The 14,503-nt window shown below is 42.3% G+C and carries 17 protein-coding genes; 1 reads left to right on the top strand and 16 read right to left on the bottom strand.

Annotated features, from left to right (window positions below; translation table 11 throughout):
- Window positions 1-15: 15 nt before the first annotated feature.
- The 8 genes from ABTV53_RS07000 to ABTV53_RS06965 form a co-directional block, all read right to left on the bottom strand.
- Window positions 16-324, bottom strand: coding sequence for a hypothetical protein (locus ABTV53_RS07000; protein WP_433751875.1), 309 nt, complete (start codon window positions 322-324; stop codon window positions 16-18).
- A 191-nt stretch (window positions 325-515) separates the two neighbouring features.
- Window positions 516-767, bottom strand: coding sequence for a hypothetical protein (locus tag ABTV53_RS06995; protein ID WP_433751874.1), 252 nt, complete (start codon window positions 765-767; stop codon window positions 516-518).
- A 231-nt stretch (window positions 768-998) separates the two neighbouring features.
- Window positions 999-2,720: a helix-turn-helix domain-containing protein gene (locus ABTV53_RS06990; protein WP_433751873.1), complete on the bottom strand. Its 1,722-nt coding sequence runs from the start codon at window positions 2,718-2,720 to the stop codon at window positions 999-1,001.
- Between the two features lie 44 nt (window positions 2,721-2,764).
- The gene (locus tag ABTV53_RS06985; protein ID WP_433751871.1) at window positions 2,765-3,541 is read right to left on the bottom strand and encodes a (2Fe-2S)-binding protein; all 777 of its coding nucleotides are present in this window, start codon (window positions 3,539-3,541) and stop codon (window positions 2,765-2,767) included.
- Between the two features lies 1 nt (window position 3,542).
- The gene (locus ABTV53_RS06980; protein ID WP_433751869.1) at window positions 3,543-4,583 is read right to left on the bottom strand and encodes an ABC transporter substrate-binding protein; all 1,041 of its coding nucleotides are present in this window, start codon (window positions 4,581-4,583) and stop codon (window positions 3,543-3,545) included.
- Window positions 4,584-4,734: 151 nt separating this feature from the next.
- Window positions 4,735-5,028 (bottom strand): hypothetical protein, encoded by a 294-nt coding sequence (locus tag ABTV53_RS06975; protein WP_433751868.1) that lies wholly within the window; start codon window positions 5,026-5,028, stop codon window positions 4,735-4,737.
- Between the two features lie 556 nt (window positions 5,029-5,584).
- Entirely contained in the window at window positions 5,585-6,169 is a 585-nt protein-coding gene (locus ABTV53_RS06970) for a chloramphenicol phosphotransferase CPT family protein (protein WP_433751867.1), read from the bottom strand.
- A 46-nt stretch (window positions 6,170-6,215) separates the two neighbouring features.
- The gene (locus ABTV53_RS06965) at window positions 6,216-6,353 is read right to left on the bottom strand and encodes a hypothetical protein (protein ID WP_433754373.1); all 138 of its coding nucleotides are present in this window, start codon (window positions 6,351-6,353) and stop codon (window positions 6,216-6,218) included.
- Window positions 6,354-6,466: 113 nt separating this feature from the next.
- Between ABTV53_RS06965 and ABTV53_RS06960 the strand changes: the two genes are divergently transcribed.
- On the top strand, window positions 6,467-7,081 hold the full coding sequence (locus ABTV53_RS06960) for a hypothetical protein (RefSeq protein ID WP_433751865.1): 615 nt from the start codon (window positions 6,467-6,469) through the stop codon (window positions 7,079-7,081).
- A gap of 277 nt (window positions 7,082-7,358) precedes the next feature.
- Here the strand turns inward: ABTV53_RS06960 and ABTV53_RS06955 are convergent, their stop codons facing one another.
- From ABTV53_RS06955 to ABTV53_RS06920, 8 genes are all read right to left on the bottom strand, one after another.
- On the bottom strand, window positions 7,359-8,195 hold the full coding sequence (locus tag ABTV53_RS06955; RefSeq protein ID WP_421898328.1) for a carbohydrate ABC transporter permease: 837 nt from the start codon (window positions 8,193-8,195) through the stop codon (window positions 7,359-7,361).
- A gap of 17 nt (window positions 8,196-8,212) precedes the next feature.
- Window positions 8,213-9,148, bottom strand: coding sequence for a carbohydrate ABC transporter permease (locus ABTV53_RS06950; protein WP_433751863.1), 936 nt, complete (start codon window positions 9,146-9,148; stop codon window positions 8,213-8,215).
- Between the two features lie 72 nt (window positions 9,149-9,220).
- Window positions 9,221-10,522 carry an ABC transporter substrate-binding protein gene (locus ABTV53_RS06945; RefSeq protein ID WP_433751862.1) on the bottom strand — a complete coding sequence of 434 codons (1,302 nt, stop codon included), beginning with the start codon at window positions 10,520-10,522 and terminating at the stop codon, window positions 9,221-9,223.
- Between the two features lie 530 nt (window positions 10,523-11,052).
- Window positions 11,053-12,177: a GntR family transcriptional regulator gene (locus ABTV53_RS06940; protein ID WP_433751860.1), complete on the bottom strand. Its 1,125-nt coding sequence runs from the start codon at window positions 12,175-12,177 to the stop codon at window positions 11,053-11,055.
- A 256-nt stretch (window positions 12,178-12,433) separates the two neighbouring features.
- Window positions 12,434-12,874, bottom strand: coding sequence for a hypothetical protein (locus ABTV53_RS06935; RefSeq protein WP_421898340.1), 441 nt, complete (start codon window positions 12,872-12,874; stop codon window positions 12,434-12,436).
- A gap of 255 nt (window positions 12,875-13,129) precedes the next feature.
- Window positions 13,130-13,270 carry a putative holin-like toxin gene (locus tag ABTV53_RS06930; protein ID WP_421898343.1) on the bottom strand — a complete coding sequence of 47 codons (141 nt, stop codon included), beginning with the start codon at window positions 13,268-13,270 and terminating at the stop codon, window positions 13,130-13,132.
- A gap of 325 nt (window positions 13,271-13,595) precedes the next feature.
- A complete protein-coding gene (locus tag ABTV53_RS06925) occupies window positions 13,596-14,000 on the bottom strand; it encodes a tyrosine-type recombinase/integrase (RefSeq protein ID WP_433751857.1) in 405 nt (134 codons plus the stop codon).
- 22 nt (window positions 14,001-14,022) lie between these two features.
- Entirely contained in the window at window positions 14,023-14,352 is a 330-nt protein-coding gene (locus tag ABTV53_RS06920) for a hypothetical protein (RefSeq protein ID WP_433751856.1), read from the bottom strand.
- Window positions 14,353-14,503: the final 151 nt, after the last annotated feature.

Genomic DNA, 14,503 nt, shown 5'->3' with positions numbered 1-14,503 from the left:
CATCCTCCTTTTTCATCACATATATCCATCTTCAGGTTCACCAACATCAAAACCTAATATTTTTGACGCTTCCAACTTGAACGTTGCTATCCAAGAAGTCCAATCATCGTTATTCATCTGTGCATAAAATGATAATCCACTAGGCTCAACGGATGTTTCAATAAAAACATCATCCTCGTCAGTTCCAAACCAATATGGAATTCCACTTTTATAACCAATCCACCCTGGCATTCGCTCATATACTTTAGAAACTTTAGCCCATATCTCATCAGGCAGGTCATAACTTACATTTAGGTTGCAATTATGAGAATTTATGTTGTTCATTTAGATTTTCTCCTTTTACATTGGACATATATCAAAATTCACCTTTATTTTTATGTAAAGTACTACAACTCTTCCACCACTTGCTCAAAGTTGTATCTCTTGGTCCTTATACACTTTTTTCGTTATCATTTTTGTATATTTTAATCTGGTGATTTCAATAAGTTCATTTGGCTGTCCATCATAGTTAATTTTTAATTCGTATTACGTCTCACTCTCATTAATGGATCTTTACGGAGATGAATCACAAAGTCTTGATTCGAAGTATGATATACAACGTTACCAGGCTCTACTCGAAAAAACTCTTTATTCGCATCTTCTTCTGATACGGTGCGAATTGGTGCAACTTCATCTACAATTTTTTTGTTATCTTCCTCATGATAATGAATGATAGAAACCAGAACAAATTGGTCAGGAAACAGTTCTCTAACCTCTTGCCATTTCATGTGTTATACCTCCTGTTATTCGTAATGGTTCAACTTTCTATCATTTTAACATATACCCTTACTTCATATATCATTCCATCCTGTATTCATAACAGGCAACCTAGTCCAATGTATCCTCCCTCTAGTATGTAAAATGTACAAAGAAACCGTCTCCTTTGGTATATGGTTGCTCTCACTTCCATTTACTACGGAACGGTTTCTTTTGTTTTTCCTCATGAAAAAGCTACCTGCTCAAGCCAACAACGCCTGTTCAATCTGATCCACAATCCCATTGATCCCTGTCGGCCCATAACAACCGATCCATGTGGCGGCATCTACCGAATGTATTTGCTGTCGCTCATCCTTATCAAGCATCCCCCGAATACGTTGCTCTGTCGCGGATATCCCATCCTGCATTACCTCATTACTGAGCAAAAAGTAATGGCTGGCTTGTACAGCCGGTAGTCTATCAACCGAGATATGATAGGCCGTGTCGGCGGTATCGGATACAAATAGCGGCACAGGCAGACCCAGATCACGGTATAACACAGCACCTGTACGATGAGCGGCAGAGTGAACCCGAACGAGAGAGTCCAGCGGACGGATCAGTGCTACACTTTTGCCTGCCAATACTGCAGCTAATTCCTCAGATAACAAAGCCGTTCTTCGAAGATAGTCCGCAATGATCTGCTTGGCTTCTGCTCGCTTGCCTGTCAATTCACCAAGCAGGCTCAGAATGGTCTGCCAGTTTTCGTTGCGCTTGAACATCAGCACTGGAGCTACCCCACTTAGCCTTTCAAAATATCGTTCATGCACTTCGGTGCAAATAATTAGATCCGGTGCAAGTCTCTCTACCGCAGGAAGATCAGGATATTCATATGTCCCGAGTAATTCGGTATGTTGGAGCCCCGTTCGGAGAGTTTGAGGGAACGTTAATACGCTGCTCCCTAGTCCGACACTTCCTGCCGGAGACAAACTCAGCGTAAGCAGATGATCAGCATATTGAACATCCAGTACGGCGATACGTTGTGGTGGCTCAGTAACTTGATATTCACCTCGCATATGACAGATCACCGGACCTTGGGCCGACTCGTACGAAGAAGCTGTGCGATTCCGCAGTAAGGCTTGAGCATAGTTTTCATCTAGTTCTGAAGCGGCAGCTAGTCGATAACGCAGCGGAGGAACGCCATAATATTTCTTAAACGCCCTGCTGAAATAATACATGTCGCGGTAGCCCATTTTGTCAGCAATCTCCCCAATGGAAGCATCCGTATGGAGCAACATCCTAGACGCATTCTCCATCCGCAGCTGGATGACGTACTCCATTGGCCCGAGCTGCTTTTCTTGTTTGAAGCGACGCTGCAATTGTCTTACGCTACAACCCGCAAGGGCAGCCAGCTCTTTCAGTTCCAGGTTCTGACGATAGTGCGACGTAATATAGGAAGCGACCACATCTACCATGTCGGACTCCGCTCCCCCCTGACCACGTTCATATGCCATGATCAACTCGTAGATCATCCCCTGGAGCAAGGCGTTCGCATAGAATCGTTCCAGTCCTTCGCCGCGGCGCCATTTGGCAACGATTTTTTCCGCATTCTCTATCCATTCCGCATGGGTTGCCGAGTTCTGCACAAAGGATCTGCGCAGCGGGTGTTTACGGTACGATGGCACAACAAGTGAGGCTCCCTCCATGGAAGAAACCTTGTACTTGATCACTATATAATGAATGTCCTCTGATCTGGCCGTCAGTGTGTAGGATGATCCCTTCACCACATGACAGGCAAAAGAAGCTCCAATGTGGCAACCCTCGCCATCCATTGCAAGCTCCCCTTCCCCTCCGTATGCCAGCAGCAGCACATTAGAAGTTACATCTGTTTCGTGTAAAACACTGCCTGTCTGCAAAGTACCGCTATGCCCGTCGAGCATCTTGATCGCTGTATCACTCCAACCACTTGTCTGTTCTTGCAGCGGCATTTCTTCATCTCCTGACAATCGCATAGGTAAAATCATTGCTGTTGTCATTGTAATTGAGATTCTTTCTCATTGTCAATTTTCGGACATTTGAGACAATATTCCCCTGACATCTGGTAATAGAAACAGCAGGTGATCCGCTCACTTTTGGCAACATGCACATTGTCCTTACAATCGGTGAAGCGGGTTAACGGATTCTTCCTCTCACCAAACACCTCCCCGGATGCCACCTGCGTCAGATAGGAAAAGTCTTCTTGAATGATCTTACGTTCCTGCTCCGTCTCGCCTTCATCAGGAGCGAATAGTCGGCCAATCCGTACCATGATATTCTCCCAGAGAATGCTCATCGAAAGAGGTGCAATCGCAGCAAGTGTCTTTAACAGCGGTGTCAGTTGTACTGCAAACATCTCATGGACTGCCTTTTCCCGCCATACGCTCCTGTCTCCAGTGAGTTCTTCAGCCTGAAGCCCGTTCACCGCTAGAAAAGGAAACCGTGTCCCCTCTTCATGTTCTTCGAGCTTCGGATGATAGAGGAAGCTGTTCTCCAGCTGAAAGGTTACATGCTGATGATGATACGTCATCGCGGTCACGAGCGGAGTCGTCCATAGATAGCCAAGCCGCTTGGCTAACATGGAGGCTGCGACTTTCATGTCAGGCGCATTGATATAATTCTGAAACCAGCGGATATACTCTCGACACGCCTCTTCGTCATGCAACTCACTCAAAGCAATGATACGGACACTATGTTCAGGCGGTTCACCGAGCAAAATCGAATAATCCTCTACCGTCTCTTTCCATAAGTCTGTCGAGAGATATCGGTTCATATTAGTTCGATCCGAGCAGGGCTTCCGATGCCTGATCTACAATCAGATTAATTGCAAGCGGTCCGTAGTATGCAATCCACAGTGTGGAGTTTACGTCATACGTGCGGTTATTTTTCACAGCATCAAGGGACTTCCACACGGGATTACTCACCATAGCCTCTGCCTCTGCGGCAAACAGCTCATCCGACAGTACAAAATAACGATCTGCCCCAATGTCAGGCACTTTTTCCATCGAAATTTCAACGGAGCCATCTTCATTAATCTCCTGTACCAAAGCAGGCATTTTCAGCCCCAAGTCATTGTACATAATACCGCCAATGCGGTGCTCAATACCGTGAACACGAATTCCTTCTTTTCGTGGACGAATGATCGCCACTGTTTCATCGCCCAGCTTCTCTGACAATTGTGCTTTCAGCCCGGCGATTTTCTCTTCATACGCTGTGCGCACTTTCTCTGCCTCGTCCTGCTTGTCTGTAATTTGGGCAACTGTAGCTAACGTATCCCGCCAGTCTTCGTAGAAATCGAGTACCAGGGTGGGAGCAATTTTGCTTACACCCTCATACTGTTTTTCTTGAAAGTCGGTCATGATAATCAGATCCGGGTCGAGTGCAACAATCGCTTCCAGGTTAGGCTCGTCCCGTGTACCCAGAACTTCTACGCCATTCGGCTGGTCTCCTAAATATTCTGGAAAATCGGTATTCCCTCCTGCTATAACACTTCCTGCTGGCTTCTCGCCAATCGCTAACATCTGATCCAAAAACTTAACATCGAGAATTGCAATCCTCTGTGGTTTTTCGTTTAGAGTGATGTCACCCTTCATACCCTTGATCGTTACAGGAAAAGCTCCGTCCGTCTTCGTTTCCGCATTCGCAGGTGTCTCCGCTGGCGTTGCTGCAGATTGCTTACTGCTATCTGTACCTGCTCCGGCACCGCAAGCCGTCAGGACTAGAATAAGGGCCATCATCAAGCCCATGAGTAATCGTGATTTGTGAGCAGTATAGGCTTTGTTACCAGCCGTTTGCCCCTTTGTTCCTTGTTTCATTTGTAAATCCCCCTTATGTATAATACTGATAATGATTTTCATTATCGAAACATAAAGAGAGTATATACGATCTCCGTATCGTGTTACCATGTACTTTTGCGACATTTCAGCCGGACTAATGCGACATCGCGATTCATATTTTACCTATACACTATCCACCTTTTAATTTCTCAGCAATATAGATCTGCAACCTGTAGATATCCGAAAGAAGCTCTTCTTCCTCCGGCGTATTCCCATACTCCCCCAGCCAGCGCGGTGTGCGGATATGCCACTCATCTGTCAGGTATTGCTGTTCATCCCGATACTCCAAAATATGTCCCAGGAAATATTCCAGTGATCCAAAAGATTGTTTACAACTATCGTTGATGATGGATTGTGTTTGTTCAATGATTGACTGTAACATGTGCTGGATATGATCTTCTGGATTCACGGCGTTAATTTCCATCGATTACTCCACACCCTATCTCTACAAAAAATAAATTAGTATATTATTTAAGTGAGCCTAATATTTCAAAACGTAGAATTCTGTTCTGATTAAATACAATAAATCGATGCCCAATGAGTATGGAGACATCGATTCATATCATCTAATTATTGAGGTGAATCATGAGTATGCGACCAAACATCAAATATAGCATTATTATTAGCGCAGTTATTATTGTCGATTGTATATGTTGAACAAGGTTGTCGATCCTGACGAGACAATGGTTACGAGAACTGAAGTTTCTCCTGAGCGTATTACCGTAAAAGGTGGATTTGCAGACAGTATCAGCAGATATCATGGCTACTCCCTCTCACATCATAACAATTCACTTTTCATTCAGATTAAAGGCAGTAAACTTCCTATCGGTGGTAGTAAAGACTTCACAATTTCATTTTCTAATACTTATGGGAATGTTGATGAAATCTACTTATTAGGTCCTGGTAACGCTAAGAAAAAGATTTGGCCAAATCCCTAACTTTCATTGGAATGGATATCATATGATCTGACGCAAACAGCTTCAGTCTCTTCTGCTTAACTTCTTAAATGCCGAGTATTCCTGATCGGACTTCATATAACTTAATATCTTTTCCGCACATGCAGCTGAACTTAGCTCTTCCGTATTCACTTCCAGATCATATTCATCATAGGCGTAGATGTAGTCGTACTGGGAATGGGCAAGGCCAATCGCTCGATCTCCCCTGCTCTGCTCTCTTCTGGTAAGTTCTTCTTTCGAACAAAGCACGCCAACAAACAATATCGGATAATCCGATAGTAAATCATAAAACTCGTTAAACCACTTGTCATTGCTGATGACTGTATCCACGATGACATTCAAACCCATTTCCGAAAACAGTTTAATCGTTGCACAGTACAACGAATTGATGGGGTCGAACAGGATATCTGTCATCACATGGTGTTCCACTTCTCTTGTTGGTTTCAGATCTGGATATGTAGTATCGATGAACTGGTCATAATTATGAAGAAATTGATCCACTGATAGATGATGGAATGGAATATCTCCCTGTTTTTTCATTTCCATTGTGATGCTTGTCTTCCCCGAACTTGAGGCTCCGTTCAAAAATATAATAAGTCCTCGTTCCATATCTATCACCCTTATCATTAAAATTGAAAAACACTGTTCAGCGGAATTACCACTTTCTACATTCTTCCGTAATATCTTCATTCTCCTGGATGTCTAATCCAGCCTGCCTAGCCGCCTTGTCTATAAAATCAGCCAAATCTTCACGTTCCATCGTTTCAATAAAGTAACCATTGGCCTCTTTCATTTCATTAAACCAGGTTTGTATAATTAATTTACAATAATTTTCAAATATATGTATAGTAGAAATGAAGTAAGATGCTTTTAAAAGAAGTTAAATCTAACGGAGAGGATGAGATCATGTCTTTTTTCAAAAGGAAGGTTGTACTAGTCTCTTTATTCGTATTGGCTATCTCTGCTGTTGCAATCGCTTACGCAAATGGTCAATCGAAAACGGACGTGCCCATTCATAACCTCGTCAACCTTTCAGCCAACTCTTTAATATTTCATGAAATAGATAAGCTGGATGCGTTTGCTGAACTGATCGTTATTGGTTATGCAACAGAAGATTTCAGAGATCGAGAGCATGTTATTACTGCATTTGATGATGGGACCATGCAGTCCTTTCACACCAATACAAACATCAAGATTGATAAGATACTGAAAAAACCTGACGATTTCCCTTCAGATCAGAACGAATTGAAGATCATTGAACCCGTCAGTCTGGAAGGAGACGTCGTCAAATATACAGCCAATGACTATGTAGAACTTCAGAAGGGTGATAAAAGTGTGCTTTTCTTGACGAAAAACACCTTTGGTGATTATGGATTAATCAATGATAACCTAGGCAAATTCAGCCTTGAAGGGGTAACTCAATATAGTGTACCTCAATCCTCCACCGCACAAGCGTTATCAGATTACAAGACATTCCGTGGCTTGGTAATGGAAAAATATAATATACAGCAAGTTCAATAGCAGACCACCAGCTAGTTGAATGTACAAAGAAACCGTCTCTTTGGGTATATGGTTGCTCGCACACTCATTTACCAAGGAACGGTTTCTTATAATTTTACAATTTATAATGGGGCTATGCCTAATCATTTACGACCTATGGGAAAAGCCAAACGAGCTGTGGGTCCATAACAGCCGATCCATGTCGCGAAATCTACCGAGTATATGCGCTGTCACTCATACGTATCCATAGTTCCCCAGACACTTGCTAGATCGCTGATATTCCGCCCTGTATAATTGTTCAACCTTTTATACCACTAAAGGTAATGCCGCTAATAAACGTCTTTTGAAGAAAAAAGAACAAAACGATAATAGGTAATGTCATCAAGGTGGAGACGGCCATTAATAGACCCCATTCGGATCCCTTTTGACTCTGAAATTGCTGCAATCCGAGCGAAACCGTGTAAGATGGTTCGTTGGTTAAATAAAGCAAGGGGCCCATGAAATCAGTCCAGCTCCCCATAAATTGAAACAATGCCACGGCTAATACGGCGGATTTGGCTAGTGGAAACATGATCTGTAAATATATGCGGAACTCACTAGCGCCGTCTAAGCGGCCCGCTTCGCGCAGGGCATCAGGCAGTCCCATGAAAAACTGCCGCAATAGAAAAATGTAAATGGGCACTCCAAAAAATTGGGGTACAATCAGTGGAAGAGGTGTTCCCACCCAACCTAATTTAGTAAACAACAGGAATAGAGGAATCATGGTCACCTGTCCGGGGATCATCATAACAGCAAGGGTAACAAAGAAAAGTATACCTCTCCCACGGTACTCTAACTTGGCAAAACTATATGCAACCAAGGGACAGGATATGATCACACCAAGCGTACTAACGATAGTTATAATCGCCGTGTTTTTCAGATATGTCCAGAAAGGGATATACTCAACAGCACGGGAATAATTACTCCACAGAATTGGACGCGGAATCCACTCTGGTGGGAATGTAAAGATTTGTGTGAGTGGCTTAAGAGAAGTCGAAAGCAGCCATATGAACGGAATCATGAAAAATGCAGAAGCAACAATTAGACATACATAGGCTAACGCACGATTGATTCTTTTGATAGCGGTAGGATTCATCCCTTACTTCCTCCTCCTTATTTCCCCTGATAATGAACCCAGCGTTTAGACGTAATAAAAATAATTCCGGTTAATGCCATAACGATAATAAATAAGATCCAGGCCATTGCGGAGGCATAACCCATTTTGAAATACCTAAATCCGTTCTCATATAAATACATGACGTAGAAAGTCATGGAGTTTGCAGGAGTTCCTTGCCCTTTGGTCAATGTATAGGGAAGAGTAAACTGTTGGAATGCACCAATCATTCCCATGACAAGGTTGTAAAAAATAACGGGAGTGAGCAGAGGCAGGGTTACCTTTCTCGTTTTCTGAAACCAGTTAGCTCCATCGATTTGCGCCGCTTCATAGTACTCCTCAGGGATGTCTCCTAGTCCAGCAAGATAGATAACGACAGCTTGCCCAATACCCCAAAGCGACATCAGAATGAGAGAGGGCTTGGACCACGACTCACCACCAAGCCAAGCTGGCCCATCGATACCGATATTCGCTAACATCCCGTTCACCAATCCGAAGTTTGGATGTAACAGCCACATCCACAGAACAGCCAGAGCTACTTGTGGCACGAGCGTAGGTAAGAAAAAGATCGTTCTGAATACAGCCATACCCTTCACCTTCATATTCAACATCATAGCGAGTGCCACACCGAAAAATATACTTAATGGAACAAAAAATACCGTAAAATAAATCGTGTTGTATATGGATTTCCAAAACAAAGGATCATGAAAAAGCTCTTTATAATTATTCATTCCGACAAATTCACCAGGCTGTAGAATGCTGTAAGTCGTGAAGCTGAAGTAGATGGACATTAGCATGGGAATTGCATAAAAGCATAGCAGCCCTATAGCCCAAGGTGAAGCAAACAGCCACCCAATCACGTTAGTTCTGTGGAGTGCTCGTTTCCTTGCCGATGGAATTGCTTTTACTTGAACTGGATCGGCCAGTTTCGCCATGTACATTCTCCTTCCAATTGTCATTCATGAATAGGCAAGGAGAGAAAGTTCGCTCCCTGCCTACCGAGCACTCTATTTGTCGTATTTTTCTAGAGCCTTATTAACCGTCTCTGTTACTCTATCCAGGTTCTCTTTCGGAGTGCCGTTACCGCGGGTAGCCTTTTCCGTAGCGGAAGCTAACTCATTCCACAGCAGTTGTCCTTCAGGAATAACTGGGCGGTTATGTGAATTGGGCAAAATATTAATAAATTCCTTCATAATTGGATCGTCCTTGTAACCGTACTTGTCGTTAACCGAATCAATAACGGAAATTTGAGAGTCAGCGTTTAATAATGTTTGCCCTTCTTCTTTCCCTAAGAATTCGAGGAATTCCCAAGCAGCAGCGACGTTCTTGGCGCCTTTAGGGATAATAGCGGACCCGCCTCCCGACCATGTCGTAAAATCAGTACCTGTTGGGGTCGGTATGGGTGCAACACCGTAGTTTAAATCCGGCTTAAATTTTTCGATGCCCTTCACCGTAAAATTTCCACTTATCTTCATGCTGACTTGACCGGAAATGAACGGATCCATTTCCTCCGTACCCGCTGCACTTGTGAATCCGGCAATATCCTCGACATTGTATTTTTGGCCGAAGTCGGTCATCCATTGTAATGCTTCCACGACTTTAGGATCATTTGCGGTAATTTTGCCGGTGGCAGCATCCTGGAACTCTCCTCCAAATGCCCATCCCCAAGTATACAGCCAGCCTTGCGAATACCATGGGATGAACCCGATCCGCTTGAAACGTTTACCTTCCTTGATAGTTAACTTATCGGCGGCCGCTTCAAGCTCGGCGATCGTTTGTGGTGGTTTGTTGGGATCCAACCCTACTTCTTTGAAATGATCCTTATTGTAAAATAACAGGCGAGAGTCCGTATCCATCGGCATTGCATAAAGCTTTCCTTGATAACTGGACTCCTCCCATGCAAATGGATAATACATTTCCTTACGTATTCCGGATTCTGCTGCCATCGAGGATAAGTCAGTCAGAGAACCTTGTGCAGCCCACGTACCGACCTTAAACCGATCGAAAAGTGCAACGTCAGGAGGGTTGCCGCCTGCGACTGCAGTCAGCAGCTTCTGATCGGATCCCTCGTTGGATTCTGTATAAACCAAATTCATTTTGATCGTAGGGTTTTTCTCTTCAAATGCCTTCACAACTTTATTCATATTATCTAAATCAATTGAGGTAAGACCATGCCACATGGTAACCGTTGTAATCCCCTCTCCGGCCTGATTGCTAGAGCCTCCCTTGGTTGAACAAGCCGTTACAAGTAGTAACATAACCAGAAAGCAAACAAGAATTGGAAATGTGGATTTTTTGGATCTCCTCATTCAAAGTCCCCCTTAAGTTAAATGAATTCGTTTAACTTGGATTCCTATAGGATCCACTTCATTTTCTGATCATCCACAACTTATGTAAGCGCTAACAACTCTAGTGATATGAACTATAAAATCAGAAAATGATGAACACCGTGAATTTGTTATAGGAGCCCACTAGTTATACTAAGTATATTAATATGACATCATAAAACATGTCAATTGCAATATTACGACATCACTATTCATGATGTATGGCTATGATTTAGAGATAAAAATCGACGTTTCAAGGTTGGTTAATCTCCGGTCCCCTAACCCATTCCCAGATGTGAACCATGCTTTACCCTAAGAAAAACGCCTATCGACATACTTCATAGAAGACAGACCGCTTCTAAAAGAGGTTTTTCTTGCGATATCAGGTCAGGAAGGTGCCTGCCTCGAATTTAATATTTCTGATATCAAAAAAAGTGCCGATAAGCCCCTCGGGACTTCTCGACACTTTGAACAAAGATCCTTGCTTTTGTATAGTTGCACTTGTATAAACCCTACCTGTTATTTTTCACGACCATACGATGTTTGATAATGTTCAGCTCGGGAACTGCTGTTCCATGCAATTGAGAGATTAACATATCCACTGCCAATTCACCCATCTGCTTCTCATCCTGCTTAATATGAGTGAAGATGGGTTGACCCAGGTGATCGTTCAGGGAGTCGAAACAAACGATCTCGTATTTCTCCAGAGATTTCCCCATCGAGTGGATGACTTGAGCCAGCATGGTAGCTACTAGAAATTCCGATGCGACAAACGCCTTTACATCAGGATGTTGTTTCAAAAAATGCTTTACTGTTTCTTTATCACTTTCAATCGCTGTTCCGTTTATGTTCTTGGGAAGGGTGCCCTTCAAGTTCGTCAATACATAATCTTTGTTCAAATTCATTCCTTCCTGGGTGAAGGCAAACGTATATCCGAGCAGCCTTTCCTCCAACGTTGAAGTGTTCTCTTCCGGCGGAGATAAAAAGGCAATTTTTTTATGACCTTTGTTAATCAGATGACGCGTAAGATCCATGGCTGCTTTCTTATTGTCTGTATATACCGAACAAACCGGAATTCCTTTTAGATATCTATCGGCCAAAACAATTGGAAACCGATCTAATACAAGTCGAAGCAGTTTAGAATTATAGTGTTGACCATGAATGGGCGTCACGATTAATCCTTTGATGCCTAAACCAATAAATAAGTCAATCGCACGTTTTTCCTCATCCCGATCCCCGCAAGTTCGCTTGATAATGAGTTGATAATTATGCTCAGCACTCCGCTTTTCCATCGATCTAAGAAGTTCCAGGCCAAACTCGTCAGAAAAATTCGGTATAATAAACCCGATCACCCGCTTATCGTCCTCAGGTACCAAAGTTGTTCTTACCTCTGAATAATGCTTCGGTTCTTGTCCTCCAATGATACCATCGGCTACATATGAACCTTTTCCTTGTATTCGTTTAATAACCCCAGAATCTGCCAATTTCTCCAGAGCCTTTTTAGATGTAATACGACTGACGCCAAATTGTTCAGCCAACTCTTTTTCAGAAGAGACACGGTCACCTTCTTTTAAACGACCTTCTTTAATCTCTTGTACAATATAGCTATATATCTGCTCGTATAAATGCAATTCCACAAAACCACCCTGACATCATAATATTAATATACTAAGTATATTACACAAGAAGTAATTCGCAAAGTTAGTGGATGGGATTGTGGTGTTCCTTGAAGAAGGTCGAGTGCCTCCTAGAGGCTTGATGATTGTACAGGCTTCCTTTCGAATGTAAGCAGGATCAAAATTAGCACCTTGATCACTTCCCCCTCTAGCAACAGAACGTTGCAATTGAATTAACTCTATAATTAGACAATATGTATTTGTTCTTTTAACAGTTTTAATCATTTTCAACCTTTACTTCAGCAATAAAGAAATTCTCTCCAGGTATTGAATCTCCAGCTACTCTTCTTATCATTGACAATTGACCAACATGTGTCATTGCATCTGATAGTGGTCCTTGAATCAGTTTTTCGACAATTCTCTCTTTATTTGGTAGTCCATTTGATTTCATTAAATTGTCTAAGTTATGCAGCTCATTAAAAAATGTCTGTACTTCGTCATTCCAGTTTCCTGATTCTTTCTTAGGTTGTACTTGGTTATCAAAAACGGATTGGGCATATCTTATGACGTCAGACATGTGTGCCAAAATCTCAATTGGAGTTCTTACTCCGTTACCGAGCTCATAATTCGGGTAATTGCTTGGAGCATTTAGAATTGCTTTTGAACATCGATACTTGAGAGACGAGAGATAATGTCTTAAAAAGTAAATTTCATCCATTTTTATCATCCCCTTTTCTAATTCTTTTCTTTTTGCAAGTCTACTGAACTTTCATATAACTCTTACGCATCTAACTTCTTATTGTAGTAAATATTCATGGAACATATGTGTTTCTGGACAAGTGAATCATCTTTTTCATTGCTCTTTTTATTTTGATTCATCTTTTCAGATGTGTTACCATGTTCTTAAATAAAGACCAAGTGCGGCGAACACTTGGTCAGCACAATTGGCTTGGATGGTTAATCCCTTCTTAAGTCAAGTTAGTACAAAGACCCACCTTTGGCTCTCAACCTTGGGGTGGGTTTTTACTTTCTCTGTTGTTATTGATGTAGTTAAAAGTGCAAGAATGAATGTTCCGAATAACAGCATTAGAGTCATCGCATCTTTCACTTCCATGGTTTCACCTCCTTTCGAAGGGAAACCATACCCACCCAAGATTCAATTGTAGCTATATTTTACCTTTGTTTACATCTCCGTACAAGTGTTCTTATCTGCTTTTTTGTATTCTTTCCTTTATTCTATTTTCAGCCCATCATTTCTATCATATAACATCTAATTTATGTACTCCGTAAATACCACACATCCTATAGTTTCTGAATACAGCCCAGGTCTGTTCCGTTTTCCAGTAAATGCGTAACAAAAGAGTGCCTCATGACATGAACACTAACCTTTTTTCACAATGCCTGCGCGCTGTCTAGCTTCTTCGAACAATTTCTGCACGCTACGCTCGGTAAGATGCCGTTCCGAAGAGTGCTCCGGAAACAACCAGCAATGGGTCTATACTCAGCAATGTAGTTCTGCACAATCTCCCAAGCAAGATTGAAAATAGGTTTCTCCGATCCTTTTGGCCTTTTCCCTGTCTTACGATAATTGTCTGACGCTCAATATCCAGATCGCTATATCGCAGACGAACGACTTCGCCTACACGTAGCCCACCTGATTGGGTAGGATACAGAATCGTCTTATGCTTGAGATTAGTTACGGCTCTAAGCAATTTGGCAACTTTTTTTTCGGACATGACATTGGGCAGCTTTGTCTGCTTTTTTGGACGTATATACTGGATTTCAGCAGGATAATGGAGCACATGTTTGCAATAGAATCGAACCGCACTTATTGTCTGATTCACATTGGAATGGGAAACTCCTCACTCAAGCAAACCCAAACAATACGCCTGGACGTTTATGTGTTAATTTCTGTATTTGTTTGAGGATGACTGCCCAGAAATCGTTCGATCTGACTGCAGTATGCTTTAATGGTTTTCCGACTGTATCCTTTACATCAAAATGGTTCGTAAACTCCTGGATCGATGTAATAGTGTGAGGATTAATCCACAGTTTCTGTTTGGGCTCCCACCGTCTACCCGATATCTGACGAATGCGTTGAATATATACAGTTTTATAGGGAATATGGACATGAAGTGAGTCAGCTGAACCTTTAGTTACAATGATTGTCTCTTCGGTTCTGGCCTTATCATTCATAAGAAACTCTCCTTTGACTGAATTCGACATGTGATTCTATGTAATTTGGCAAACAAAAAAAGGAAGATCATTCTTCATCCCGTGTGGGAATCAGATGATCTTCCGATGCTTTCGTTTCGGAAATATGATGTTGAAAAGGTAAATCTGAGCG

The organism is Paenibacillus amylolyticus, assembly GCF_050990605.1.
In the GTDB taxonomy this organism is placed as follows: Bacteria; Bacillota; Bacilli; order Paenibacillales; family Paenibacillaceae; genus Paenibacillus; species Paenibacillus amylolyticus_H.
The sequence above is the reverse complement of the archived record's forward strand: the minus strand, read 5'-3'. Positions and strand labels throughout refer to the sequence as shown.